General features: G+C 49.9%; 20 protein-coding genes. 19 read left to right on the forward strand and 1 reads right to left on the reverse strand.

Translation table 11 applies throughout. From position 1 onward, the window contains the following. The first annotated feature begins 205 nt into the window (after positions 1 to 205). Positions 206 to 400 carry a bacterioferritin-associated ferredoxin gene (bfd, locus tag IM290_RS20800; protein ID WP_003863268.1) on the forward strand — a complete coding sequence of 65 codons (195 nt, stop codon included), beginning with the start codon at positions 206 to 208 and terminating at the stop codon, positions 398 to 400. Positions 401 to 472: 72 nt separating this feature from the next. Further along, complete coding sequence (bfr, locus tag IM290_RS20805) at positions 473 to 949, forward strand: bacterioferritin (protein ID WP_003863270.1); 477 nt, start codon at positions 473 to 475, stop codon at positions 947 to 949. Here the strand turns inward: bfr and IM290_RS20810 are convergent. Continuing rightward, positions 933 to 1,406 carry an A24 family peptidase gene (locus IM290_RS20810; RefSeq protein WP_017383731.1) on the reverse strand — a complete coding sequence of 158 codons (474 nt, stop codon included), beginning with the start codon at positions 1,404 to 1,406 and terminating at the stop codon, positions 933 to 935. The two genes, bfr and IM290_RS20810, sit on opposite strands and share 17 nt — an antisense overlap. Before the next feature lie 380 nt (positions 1,407 to 1,786). Between IM290_RS20810 and rpsJ the strand changes: the two genes are divergently transcribed. From rpsJ to rplF, 17 genes are all read left to right on the forward strand, one after another. Further along, entirely contained in the window at positions 1,787 to 2,098 is a 312-nt protein-coding gene (rpsJ, locus tag IM290_RS20815) for a 30S ribosomal protein S10 (RefSeq protein ID WP_001181005.1), read from the forward strand. A 32-nt stretch (positions 2,099 to 2,130) separates the two neighbouring features. Then, on the forward strand, positions 2,131 to 2,760 hold the full coding sequence (gene rplC, locus IM290_RS20820) for a 50S ribosomal protein L3 (RefSeq protein ID WP_003863274.1): 630 nt from the start codon (positions 2,131 to 2,133) through the stop codon (positions 2,758 to 2,760). Positions 2,761 to 2,770: 10 nt separating this feature from the next. Further along, on the forward strand, positions 2,771 to 3,376 hold the full coding sequence (gene rplD, locus IM290_RS20825; protein WP_000424395.1) for a 50S ribosomal protein L4: 606 nt from the start codon (positions 2,771 to 2,773) through the stop codon (positions 3,374 to 3,376). Continuing rightward, a complete protein-coding gene (gene rplW, locus IM290_RS20830; RefSeq protein WP_000617546.1) occupies positions 3,373 to 3,675 on the forward strand; it encodes a 50S ribosomal protein L23 in 303 nt (100 codons plus the stop codon). The genes rplD and rplW overlap by 4 nt, the downstream gene beginning before the upstream one ends. A gap of 17 nt (positions 3,676 to 3,692) precedes the next feature. After that, entirely contained in the window at positions 3,693 to 4,514 is an 822-nt protein-coding gene (gene rplB / locus IM290_RS20835) for a 50S ribosomal protein L2 (RefSeq protein WP_000301859.1), read from the forward strand. A 16-nt stretch (positions 4,515 to 4,530) separates the two neighbouring features. Next, complete coding sequence (gene rpsS / locus IM290_RS20840; RefSeq protein ID WP_001138117.1) at positions 4,531 to 4,809, forward strand: 30S ribosomal protein S19; 279 nt, start codon at positions 4,531 to 4,533, stop codon at positions 4,807 to 4,809. A gap of 14 nt (positions 4,810 to 4,823) precedes the next feature. Next, positions 4,824 to 5,156, forward strand: coding sequence for a 50S ribosomal protein L22 (gene rplV / locus IM290_RS20845; RefSeq protein WP_002919773.1), 333 nt, complete (start codon positions 4,824 to 4,826; stop codon positions 5,154 to 5,156). 17 nt (positions 5,157 to 5,173) lie between these two features. After that, entirely contained in the window at positions 5,174 to 5,875 is a 702-nt protein-coding gene (gene rpsC / locus IM290_RS20850; RefSeq protein ID WP_000529945.1) for a 30S ribosomal protein S3, read from the forward strand. A 12-nt stretch (positions 5,876 to 5,887) separates the two neighbouring features. Further along, a complete protein-coding gene (rplP, locus tag IM290_RS20855; protein ID WP_002919759.1) occupies positions 5,888 to 6,298 on the forward strand; it encodes a 50S ribosomal protein L16 in 411 nt (136 codons plus the stop codon). After that, a complete protein-coding gene (gene rpmC / locus IM290_RS20860) occupies positions 6,298 to 6,489 on the forward strand; it encodes a 50S ribosomal protein L29 (RefSeq protein ID WP_003863282.1) in 192 nt (63 codons plus the stop codon). Before rplP ends, rpmC begins: the two co-directional genes overlap by 1 nt. Continuing rightward, on the forward strand, positions 6,489 to 6,743 hold the full coding sequence (gene rpsQ, locus IM290_RS20865) for a 30S ribosomal protein S17 (RefSeq protein WP_002438707.1): 255 nt from the start codon (positions 6,489 to 6,491) through the stop codon (positions 6,741 to 6,743). Before rpmC ends, rpsQ begins: the two co-directional genes overlap by 1 nt. Positions 6,744 to 6,909: 166 nt before the next feature. Continuing rightward, a complete protein-coding gene (gene rplN, locus IM290_RS20870) occupies positions 6,910 to 7,281 on the forward strand; it encodes a 50S ribosomal protein L14 (protein WP_002919748.1) in 372 nt (123 codons plus the stop codon). Between the two features lie 10 nt (positions 7,282 to 7,291). Next, positions 7,292 to 7,606, forward strand: a complete 315-nt coding sequence (rplX, locus tag IM290_RS20875) for a 50S ribosomal protein L24 (RefSeq protein WP_003863287.1) — start codon at positions 7,292 to 7,294, stop codon at positions 7,604 to 7,606. Between the two features lie 14 nt (positions 7,607 to 7,620). After that, complete coding sequence (rplE, locus tag IM290_RS20880; RefSeq protein ID WP_003863290.1) at positions 7,621 to 8,160, forward strand: 50S ribosomal protein L5; 540 nt, start codon at positions 7,621 to 7,623, stop codon at positions 8,158 to 8,160. A gap of 14 nt (positions 8,161 to 8,174) precedes the next feature. Continuing rightward, positions 8,175 to 8,480 carry a 30S ribosomal protein S14 gene (gene rpsN, locus IM290_RS20885; RefSeq protein ID WP_003863291.1) on the forward strand — a complete coding sequence of 102 codons (306 nt, stop codon included), beginning with the start codon at positions 8,175 to 8,177 and terminating at the stop codon, positions 8,478 to 8,480. A gap of 30 nt (positions 8,481 to 8,510) precedes the next feature. Further along, positions 8,511 to 8,903, forward strand: coding sequence for a 30S ribosomal protein S8 (rpsH, locus tag IM290_RS20890; protein WP_006178918.1), 393 nt, complete (start codon positions 8,511 to 8,513; stop codon positions 8,901 to 8,903). 12 nt (positions 8,904 to 8,915) lie between these two features. Continuing rightward, entirely contained in the window at positions 8,916 to 9,449 is a 534-nt protein-coding gene (gene rplF / locus IM290_RS20895; protein WP_006178917.1) for a 50S ribosomal protein L6, read from the forward strand. The last annotated feature ends 5 nt before the right edge of the window (positions 9,450 to 9,454 follow it).

Raw genomic sequence — 9,454 nt, forward strand, 5'->3', positions numbered from 1 at the left:
GGCGTTGTTGCTAAAGTTCTGGGCTAATTAATTATCCCTGAAATAAAAAGGACGCTCCGGCGTCCTTTTTTGTTTTCTGCCGTTGGGGCATTGTCATAAAAATTCGCATTTTTTGCTTTCTCCCGCCACGTATTCCGACGCCCGCGCTATTGTAATCATAACCATTCTCACTTACACTTTGCGCATATTTTGAACGGGAGTCTTTATGTACGTTTGTTTATGTAATGGTGTAAGCGACAAAAAAATTCGTCAGGCCGTTCGCCAGTTTCAACCACAATCTTTCCAGCAGCTTCGCAAGTTTGTTCCGGTGGGAAATCAATGCGGTAAATGCGTTCGCGCAGCGCGTGAGATCATGCAGGACGAACTGATGCAGATCCCGGAATTCAAAGAGATCGCGTAAGCCTCTATCTTTTTTTTGACATCCCCGTAGCCCGATCTACGCTTCAATGAGTGGAAGCGGAGGGACTATATAATGAAAGGTGATGTTAAAATCATAAGTTATCTCAATAAATTATTGGGAAATGAGCTTGTCGCAATCAATCAGTATTTTCTCCATGCAAGAATGTTTAAAAACTGGGGACTGACTCGCCTCAACGATGTTGAATACCATGAGTCCATTGATGAAATGAAACACGCCGATAAATACATTGAGCGTATTTTATTCCTCGAAGGCATTCCTAACCTACAGGATCTCGGAAAACTGGGCATCGGAGAAGATGTCGAAGAGATGCTGCGTTCTGATCTCCGGCTGGAGCTGGAGGGTGCAAAAGATCTGCGTGAAGCCATTGCCTATGCGGACAGCGTACATGACTACGTCAGCCGCGATATGATGATCCAGATCCTGGCCGATGAAGAAGGGCACATCGACTGGCTTGAGACCGAACTGGATCTCATTAGCAAAATTGGCCTACAGAACTACCTTCAGTCTCAGATCAAAGTGGAAAGTTAATCAGGCTTTCCCAGCCAACGCATAAACCCGCTGCCGCCAGAAATGGCCCAAAAGGCAGTGGGTTTTTTAATGCCTGCTTATCAGGGGTAAACAACGAGAAAGCAACCAGATACAGCAGAGCCATTAACGCGGCCACTAATGCCAGTATTGGTAGTACACACCAGCCATGCCATGCCCCCAGCGCCGCCAGATATTTTATGTCGCCATATCCCATCCCTTCACGTCGGCAGATGAGCCGGTATCCCCAATAGATAATGGCGAATCCGGCATATCCTGTCATCGCACCCACTACCGCGCTCGGCAAAAAATCAGGATGGAGACAAAGCTGGTAGAGCAGGCCCGTCCATAGCAGCGGGCAAAGAAATTTATCGGGAAGAAGCCCCGTGCGGATATCGGTGCGAACAAGCAAGGCCGATAACGCAAAATAGATCAACAGAAAGGGGAGGGACAGTAGCATAGCGAGAGCCTCAAAATGGTTTGAGCGCATACTCGTAATAATCTGCATGCCCGGCAATGTGTAAAAACAGCAATTGCGTAGCGGCTTCATACAAAGATTTGAGAAGGGATACTTTGCATAAAAAATTGCGCGGCCTTACGTATAGTACGTCTTTGGCGCTTAATTTCTAAACGGCACTTGCGTCTTTCTCTGATTTACGTATAATGCGCGGGCTTGTCGTAATTGACGGCGGGTTCAATCTGAACCAGAGTAGCTCACTTTGTTACTCAACAATGCTCCCAATTGGGGAGCTACGTAAGAACGGTTACACTCTCCCATCAATCGTAATGGGTTTGAGGAGTAATCATTTTCGTTTATAAAATAATTGGAGCTCTGGTCTCATGCAGAACCAAAGAATCCGTATCCGCCTTAAAGCGTTTGATCATCGTCTGATCGATCAATCAACCGCGGAAATCGTCGAGACTGCTAAGCGCACTGGTGCGCAAGTCCGTGGTCCGATCCCGCTGCCGACCCGCAAAGAGCGCTTTACCGTTCTGATCTCTCCGCACGTTAACAAAGATGCGCGTGATCAGTACGAAATCCGCACTCACAAGCGTCTGGTTGACATCGTTGAGCCAACTGAGAAAACCGTTGATGCTCTGATGCGTCTGGATCTGGCTGCCGGTGTAGACGTGCAGATCAGCCTGGGTTAATCAGGTCATCGAGCGATTGAGAGGTTGAAACAATGATTGGTTTAGTCGGTAAAAAAGTGGGTATGACCCGCATCTTCACTGAAGATGGCGTTTCTATCCCAGTAACCGTAATCGAAGTTGAAGCAAACCGCGTTACTCAGGTTAAAGATCTGGCTAACGATGGCTACCGCGCTATTCAGGTTACCACTGGTGCTAAAAAAGCTAACCGTGTAACCAAACCAGAAGCGGGTCACTTCGCTAAAGCTGGCGTTGAAGCTGGCCGTGGTCTGTGGGAATTCCGTCTTGCTGAAGGCGAAGAGTTCACCGTAGGTCAGGACATTAGCGTTGAGCTGTTTGCTGACGTTAAAAAAGTTGACGTAACCGGTACCTCTAAAGGTAAAGGTTTTGCTGGTACCGTTAAGCGCTGGAACTTCCGTACCCAGGACGCTACTCACGGTAACTCCTTGTCTCACCGCGTTCCGGGTTCTATCGGTCAGAACCAGACTCCGGGCAAAGTGTTCAAAGGCAAGAAAATGGCAGGTCAGCTGGGCAACGAACGTGTAACCGTTCAGAGCCTGGACGTAGTACGTGTTGACGCTGAGCGCAACCTGCTGCTGGTTAAAGGTGCGGTCCCGGGTGCAACCGGTAGCGACCTGATCGTTAAACCAGCTGTGAAGGCGTAAGGGGATAGCAATGGAATTAGTATTGAAAGACGCGCAGAGCGCGCTGACTGTTTCCGAAACTACCTTCGGTCGTGATTTCAACGAAGCGCTGGTTCACCAGGTTGTTGTTGCTTATGCAGCTGGTGCTCGTCAGGGTACTCGTGCTCAGAAGACTCGTGCTGAAGTAACTGGTTCAGGCAAAAAGCCATGGCGCCAGAAAGGTACCGGCCGTGCGCGTTCAGGTTCTATCAAGAGCCCGATCTGGCGTTCAGGTGGCGTGACCTTCGCTGCGCGTCCACAGGACCACAGTCAAAAAGTTAACAAAAAGATGTACCGCGGCGCGCTGAAAAGCATTCTGTCCGAACTGGTACGTCAGGATCGTCTGATCGTTGTCGAGAAGTTCTCTGTTGAAGCGCCTAAAACTAAGCTGCTGGCACAGAAACTGAAAGACATGGCTCTGGAAGATGTGCTGATCATCACCGGTGAGCTGGACGAGAACCTGTTCCTGGCCGCGCGTAACCTGCACAAGGTTGACGTACGCGACGCGACTGGTATCGACCCGGTTAGCCTGATCGCCTTCGACAAAGTCGTAATGACTGCTGATGCTGTTAAGCAAGTTGAGGAGATGCTGGCATGATTCGTGAAGAACGTCTGCTGAAGGTGCTGCGCGCACCGCACGTTTCTGAAAAAGCGTCTACTGCGATGGAAAAAACAAACACCATCGTTCTCAAAGTTGCTAAAGACGCGACCAAAGCAGAGATCAAAGCTGCTGTGCAGAAACTGTTTGAAGTCGAAGTCGAAGTCGTTAACACCCTGGTAGTTAAAGGGAAAGTTAAACGTCACGGACAGCGTATCGGTCGTCGTAGCGACTGGAAAAAAGCTTACGTCACCCTGAAAGAAGGCCAGAACCTGGACTTCGTTGGCGGCGCTGAGTAAGTCGGAGGAGTAATACAATGGCAGTTGTTAAATGTAAACCGACATCTCCGGGTCGTCGCCACGTAGTTAAAGTGGTTAACCCTGAGCTGCACAAGGGCAAACCTTTTGCTCCGTTGCTGGAAAAAAACAGCAAATCCGGTGGTCGTAACAACAATGGCCGTATCACCACTCGTCACATCGGTGGTGGCCACAAGCAGGCTTATCGTATTGTTGACTTCAAACGCAACAAAGACGGTATCCCAGCAGTTGTTGAGCGTCTTGAGTACGATCCGAACCGTTCCGCGAACATCGCGCTGGTTCTGTACAAAGATGGCGAACGCCGTTACATCCTGGCCCCTAAAGGCCTGAAAGCTGGCGACCAGATTCAGTCTGGCGTTGATGCTGCAATCAAAGCAGGCAACACCCTGCCGATGCGCAATATCCCGGTTGGTTCTACCGTTCATAACGTAGAAATGAAACCAGGTAAAGGCGGTCAGCTGGCGCGTTCCGCGGGTACTTACGTTCAGATCGTTGCGCGTGACGGTGCTTATGTCACCCTGCGTCTGCGTTCTGGTGAAATGCGTAAAGTCGAAGCAGACTGCCGCGCTACTCTGGGCGAAGTTGGCAATGCTGAGCATATGCTGCGCGTTCTGGGTAAAGCTGGTGCTGCACGCTGGCGTGGTGTTCGTCCTACCGTTCGCGGTACTGCGATGAACCCAGTCGACCACCCACATGGTGGTGGTGAAGGTCGTAACTTTGGTAAGCACCCGGTAACTCCGTGGGGCGTTCAGACCAAAGGTAAGAAGACCCGCAGCAACAAGCGTACTGATAAATTTATCGTACGTCGCCGTAGCAAATAATTTTAGAGGATAAGCCATGCCACGTTCTCTCAAGAAAGGTCCTTTTATTGACCTGCACTTGCTGAAGAAGGTAGAGAAAGCGGTGGAAAGCGGAGACAAGAAGCCCCTGCGCACTTGGTCCCGTCGTTCAACGATCTTTCCTAACATGATCGGTTTGACCATCGCTGTCCATAATGGTCGTCAGCACGTTCCAGTCTTTGTTACCGACGAAATGGTTGGTCACAAACTGGGTGAATTCGCACCGACTCGTACTTATCGCGGCCACGCTGCTGATAAAAAAGCGAAGAAGAAATAAGGTAGGAGGAAGAGATGGAAACTTTAGCTCAACATCGCCATGCTCGTTCTTCTGCACAGAAGGTTCGCCTTGTTGCTGACCTGATTCGCGGTAAGAAAGTGTCGCAGGCCCTGGACATCCTGACCTATACCAACAAGAAAGCTGCGGTATTGGTCAAGAAAGTACTGGAATCTGCCATTGCTAACGCTGAACACAACGATGGCGCTGACATCGACGATCTGAAAGTCGCGAAAATTTTCGTAGATGAAGGCCCAAGCATGAAGCGCATTATGCCGCGTGCGAAAGGTCGTGCAGATCGCATCCTGAAGCGCACCAGCCACATTACTGTGGTTGTGTCCGATCGCTGAGACTCTGGAGACTAGCAATGGGTCAGAAAGTACATCCTAATGGTATTCGCCTGGGTATTGTAAAACCATGGAACTCTACCTGGTTTGCGAACACCAAAGAATTCGCTGACAACCTGGACAGCGATTTTAAAGTACGTCAGTACCTGACTAAGGAACTGGCTAAAGCGTCTGTATCTCGTATCGTTATCGAGCGTCCAGCTAAGAGCATCCGTGTGACTATTCACACTGCTCGCCCTGGCATCGTTATCGGTAAGAAAGGCGAAGACGTAGAAAAACTGCGCAAGGTCGTAGCGGATATCGCTGGCGTTCCTGCACAGATCAATATCGCTGAAGTTCGTAAGCCTGAACTGGACGCTAAATTGGTTGCTGACAGCATCACTTCTCAGCTGGAACGTCGTGTTATGTTCCGTCGTGCTATGAAGCGTGCTGTACAGAACGCAATGCGTCTGGGCGCTAAAGGTATCAAAGTTGAAGTTAGCGGCCGTCTGGGCGGCGCGGAAATCGCACGTACCGAATGGTACCGCGAAGGTCGCGTACCGCTGCACACTCTGCGTGCTGACATCGACTACAACACCTCTGAAGCGCACACCACTTACGGTGTAATCGGCGTTAAGGTATGGATCTTCAAAGGTGAGATCCTGGGTGGTATGGCTGCTGTTGAACAACCGGAAAAACCGGCTGCTCAACCTAAAAAGCAGCAGCGTAAAGGCCGTAAATAAGGAGCGTCGCTGATGTTACAACCAAAGCGTACAAAATTCCGTAAAGTGCACAAAGGCCGCAACCGTGGTCTGGCGCAGGGTACGGATGTTAGCTTCGGCACTTTCGGTCTGAAAGCTGTTGGCCGTGGTCGTCTGACTGCACGTCAGATCGAAGCAGCACGTCGTGCAATGACCCGTGCAGTTAAGCGTCAAGGTAAGATCTGGATCCGTGTATTCCCGGACAAACCGATCACCGAGAAGCCACTGGAAGTTCGTATGGGTAAAGGTAAAGGTAACGTGGAGTACTGGGTTGCCTTGATCCAACCGGGCAAAGTCCTTTATGAAATGGACGGTGTTCCGGAAGAGCTGGCCCGTGAAGCCTTCGGCCTGGCAGCAGCGAAACTGCCTATCAAAACCACCTTTGTAACTAAGACGGTGATGTAATGAAAGCAAAAGAGCTGCGTGAAAAAAGCGTTGAAGAGCTGAACGCTGAGCTGCTGAACCTGCTGCGTGAGCAGTTCAACCTGCGTATGCAGGCTGCAAGTGGCCAGCTGCAACAGACTCACCTGCTGAAGCAAGTGCGTCGCAATGTTGCGCGCGTTAAGACTTTACTGACTCAGAAGGCGGGTGCGTAATGACCGATAAAATCCGTACTCTGCAAGGTCGCGTTGTTAGCGATAAAATGGAGAAATCCATTGTTGTAGCTATCGAACGTTTTGTGAAACACCCGATCTACGGTAAATTCATCAAGCGTACGACCAAACTGCACGTACATGACGAGAACAACGAATGTGGTATCGGCGACAAGGTGGAAATCCGTGAATGCCGTCCACTGTCCAAGACTAAGTCCTGGACGCTGGTTCGCGTTGTAGAGAAAGCGGTTCTGTAATAGAGTACGCATTCTCAATACGAATAAACGGCTCAGCGATGAGCCGTTTATTTTTTCTACCCATATTGCAGAAGCGGTGTTATAATGCCGCGCCCTCGATATGGGGCTTTTTAACGGCTCTGATTTTAGAGTCTCAGGTAGTAGTTGACATTAGCGGAGCACTAAAATGATCCAAGAACAGACTATGCTGAACGTCGCCGACAACTCCGGTGCACGTCGCGTAATGTGTATCAAGGTTCTGGGTGGCTCGCACCGTCGCTACGCAGGCGTAGGCGACATCATCAAGATCACCATCAAGGAAGCAATTCCACGTGGTAAGGTCAAAAAAGGTGATGTGCTGAAGGCGGTAGTGGTGCGCACCAAGAAGGGTGTTCGTCGCCCTGACGGTTCTGTCATTCGCTTCGATGGTAATGCATGCGTTATTTTAAACAATAACAGCGAGCAGCCTATCGGCACGCGTATCTTTGGGCCGGTAACTCGTGAACTTCGTACTGAGAAGTTCATGAAAATTATCTCTCTGGCACCAGAAGTACTCTAAGGAGCGAATCATGGCAGCGAAAATCCGTCGTGATGACGAAGTTATCGTGTTAACCGGTAAAGATAAAGGTAAACGCGGTAAAGTAAAAAATGTTCTGTCTTCCGGCAAACTTGTCGTTGAAGGTATTAACCTGGTTAAGAAACATCAGAAGCCGGTTCCGGCCCTGAACCAACCAGGCGGCATCGTTGAAAAAGAAGCTGCTATTCAGGTTTCTAACGTTGCAATCTTCAATGCGGCTACCGGTAAGGCTGACCGTGTAGGCTTTAGATTCGAAGACGGTAAAAAAGTCCGTTTCTTCAAATCTAACAGCGAAACTATCAAGTAATTTGGAGTAGTACGATGGCGAAACTGCATGATTACTACAAAGACGAAGTAGTTAACAAACTCATGACTGAGTTTAACTACAATTCTGTCATGCAAGTCCCTCGGGTCGAGAAGATCACCCTGAACATGGGTGTTGGTGAAGCGATCGCTGACAAGAAACTGCTGGATAACGCAGCAGCTGACCTGACAGCAATCTCCGGTCAAAAACCGCTGATCACCAAAGCACGCAAATCTGTTGCAGGCTTCAAAATCCGTCAGGGCTATCCGATCGGCTGTAAAGTAACTCTGCGTGGCGAACGCATGTGGGAGTTCCTTGAGCGCCTGATCACTATTGCTGTTCCACGTATCCGTGACTTCCGTGGCTTGTCCGCTAAGTCTTTCGACGGTCGTGGTAACTACAGCATGGGTGTCCGTGAGCAGATCATCTTCCCAGAAATCGACTACGATAAAGTCGACCGCGTGCGTGGTTTGGATATTACCATTACCACTACTGCGAAATCTGATGAAGAAGGCCGTGCTCTGCTGGCTGCCTTTGACTTCCCGTTCCGCAAGTAAGGTAGGGTTACTGAATGGCTAAGCAATCAATGAAAGCACGCGAAGTAAAGCGCGTAGCTTTAGCTGATAAATTCTTCGCTAAACGCGCTGAACTGAAAGCGATCATTTCTGATGTGAACGCTTCCGACGAAGATCGTTGGAATGCGGTTCTCAAGCTGCAGTCTCTGCCGCGTGATTCCAGCCCGTCTCGTCAGCGTAACCGCTGTCGTCAAACAGGTCGTCCACATGGTTATGTGGGCAAGTTTGGGTTGAGCCGTATCAAACTGCGTGAAGCCGCCATGCGCGGTGAAGTGCCAGGCTTGAAAAAGGCTAGCTGGTAATTACCAATTGAATCACGGGAGTAAAGACAGATGAGCATGCAAGATCCGATCGCGGATATGCTGACCCGTATCCGTAACGGTCAGGCCGCGAACAAAGTTGCGGTCACCATGCCTTCCGCCAAGCTGAAAGTGGCAATTGCCAACGTGCTGAAGGAAGAAGGTTTTATCGAAGATTTTAAAGTTGAAGGCGACACCAAGCCGGAACTGGAACTTACTCTCAAGTATTTCCAGGGTAAAGCTGTTGTAGAAAGCATTCAGCGTGTCAGCCGCCCAGGCCTGCGCATCTATAAGAAAAAAGATGAGCTGCCAAAAGTAATGGCTGGTCTTGGTATCGCAGTTGTTTCTACCTCTAAAGGTGTTATGACTGATCGTGCAGCGCGCCAGGCTGGTCTTGGTGGCGAAATTATCTGCTACGTAGCCTAATCGGAGGAAAGAATGTCTCGTGTTGCTAAAGCACCGGTCGTTATTCCTGCCGGCGTTGATGTAAAAATCGACGGTCAGGTTATTACGATCAAAGGTAAAAACGGCGAGCTGACTCGTACCCTCAACAATGCTGTTGAAGTTAAACATGCAGATAACGCTCTGACCTTCGGTCCACGTGATGGTTTCGTGGATGGATGGGCTCAGGCTGGTACCGCGCGTGCCCTGCTGAACTCAATGGTTGTTGGTGTTACCGAAGGCTTCACTAAAAAGCTTCAGCTGGTTGGTGTAGGTTATCGTGCAGCTATCAAAGGGAATGCAGTAGGCCTGTCTCTGGGCTTCTCACACCCTGTTGAGCATCCGCTGCCGGCCGGTATCACTGCAGAATGCCCGACTCAGACTGAAATCGTGCTGAAAGGCGCTGATAAACAGCTGATCGGTCAGGTTGCAGCAGATCTGCGCGCCTACCGTCGTCCTGAGCCTTATAAAGGCAAGGGTGTTCGTTACGCCGACGAAGTCGTGCGTACCAAAGAGGCTAAGAAGAAGTAAGGTAA

Source organism: Enterobacter cloacae complex sp. S1 (assembly GCF_014930525.1).
Taxonomy (GTDB): Bacteria; Pseudomonadota; Gammaproteobacteria; order Enterobacterales; family Enterobacteriaceae; genus Enterobacter; species Enterobacter hormaechei_C.

Excerpts from the sequence above, each read along its gene's own strand:
- rplW (WP_000617546.1), top strand. The coding sequence starts at position 3,373 with ATGATTCGTGAAGAACGTCTGCTGAAGGTGCTGCGCGCACCGCACGTT.
- bfr (WP_003863270.1), top strand. The coding sequence starts at position 473 with ATGAAAGGTGATGTTAAAATCATAAGTTATCTCAATAAATTATTGGGA.
- rplN (WP_002919748.1), top strand. The coding sequence starts at position 6,910 with ATGATCCAAGAACAGACTATGCTGAACGTCGCCGACAACTCCGGTGCA.
- rpsN (WP_003863291.1), top strand. The coding sequence starts at position 8,175 with ATGGCTAAGCAATCAATGAAAGCACGCGAAGTAAAGCGCGTAGCTTTA.
- rplC (WP_003863274.1), top strand. The coding sequence starts at position 2,131 with ATGATTGGTTTAGTCGGTAAAAAAGTGGGTATGACCCGCATCTTCACT.
- bfd (WP_003863268.1), top strand. The coding sequence starts at position 206 with ATGTACGTTTGTTTATGTAATGGTGTAAGCGACAAAAAAATTCGTCAG.
- rpsC (WP_000529945.1), top strand. The coding sequence starts at position 5,174 with ATGGGTCAGAAAGTACATCCTAATGGTATTCGCCTGGGTATTGTAAAA.
- rpsJ (WP_001181005.1), top strand. The coding sequence starts at position 1,787 with ATGCAGAACCAAAGAATCCGTATCCGCCTTAAAGCGTTTGATCATCGT.
- rplE (WP_003863290.1), top strand. The coding sequence starts at position 7,621 with ATGGCGAAACTGCATGATTACTACAAAGACGAAGTAGTTAACAAACTC.
- rpsS (WP_001138117.1), top strand. The coding sequence starts at position 4,531 with ATGCCACGTTCTCTCAAGAAAGGTCCTTTTATTGACCTGCACTTGCTG.
- rplP (WP_002919759.1), top strand. The coding sequence starts at position 5,888 with ATGTTACAACCAAAGCGTACAAAATTCCGTAAAGTGCACAAAGGCCGC.
- rplF (WP_006178917.1), top strand. The coding sequence starts at position 8,916 with ATGTCTCGTGTTGCTAAAGCACCGGTCGTTATTCCTGCCGGCGTTGAT.
- rplX (WP_003863287.1), top strand. The coding sequence starts at position 7,292 with ATGGCAGCGAAAATCCGTCGTGATGACGAAGTTATCGTGTTAACCGGT.
- rplD (WP_000424395.1), top strand. The coding sequence starts at position 2,771 with ATGGAATTAGTATTGAAAGACGCGCAGAGCGCGCTGACTGTTTCCGAA.
- rpsH (WP_006178918.1), top strand. The coding sequence starts at position 8,511 with ATGAGCATGCAAGATCCGATCGCGGATATGCTGACCCGTATCCGTAAC.
- rpmC (WP_003863282.1), top strand. The coding sequence starts at position 6,298 with ATGAAAGCAAAAGAGCTGCGTGAAAAAAGCGTTGAAGAGCTGAACGCT.
- rpsQ (WP_002438707.1), top strand. The coding sequence starts at position 6,489 with ATGACCGATAAAATCCGTACTCTGCAAGGTCGCGTTGTTAGCGATAAA.
- rplV (WP_002919773.1), top strand. The coding sequence starts at position 4,824 with ATGGAAACTTTAGCTCAACATCGCCATGCTCGTTCTTCTGCACAGAAG.
- rplB (WP_000301859.1), top strand. The coding sequence starts at position 3,693 with ATGGCAGTTGTTAAATGTAAACCGACATCTCCGGGTCGTCGCCACGTA.
- IM290_RS20810 (WP_017383731.1), bottom strand. The coding sequence starts at position 1,406 with ATGCTACTGTCCCTCCCCTTTCTGTTGATCTATTTTGCGTTATCGGCC.